This window comes from Staphylococcus sp. 231237_7MaSpsaltlick, from assembly GCF_043107035.1.
In genome coordinates this window covers 1-440 of record NZ_JBICNX010000382.1, presented here as the reverse complement: position 1 = coordinate 440, position 440 = coordinate 1, and the positions used below count along the sequence as shown (strand labels likewise).

Annotated in this window: 1 protein-coding gene; it reads left to right on the top strand. The window is 32.7% G+C overall.

Annotation, left to right across the window (positions count from 1 at the left end):
* Positions 1–39 precede the first annotated feature (39 nt).
* Positions 40–440 (top strand): exonuclease domain-containing protein (locus ACF91D_RS32005; protein ID WP_392438741.1); only part of this gene is annotated, 401 nt, incomplete at its 3' end.

Genomic DNA, 440 nt, shown 5'->3' with positions numbered 1-440 from the left:
AGTCATTACATATTAGTATTAAGAAAGGAACCATATAACATGAATTCAGACGCCTTTATTGCACTAGATTTTGAAACTGCAAATGGAAAACGTACAAGTATTTGTTCTATTGGGATGGTTAAAGTTGTTAATCATCAAATAACAGAAACATTTTACACGCTCATTAATCCTAATGATTTCTTTTCACAACAAAATATTGCAGTTCATGGCATTCATCCCGAAGAAGTTGCAGACGCACCTACTTTTAAAACTGTGTACCCATACATGTTAAAGTTTATAGGTGATTTACCTGTAGTAGCTCATAATGCAGCTTTTGATATGACTGTATTACATGAAAGTGTTAAATCATTAGGAGTTGAAACACCGTGCATGACTTATTTTTGTTCACTTCAATTATCACGAAGAACAATTCATCATCACCGTTACGGCTTAAACTATAT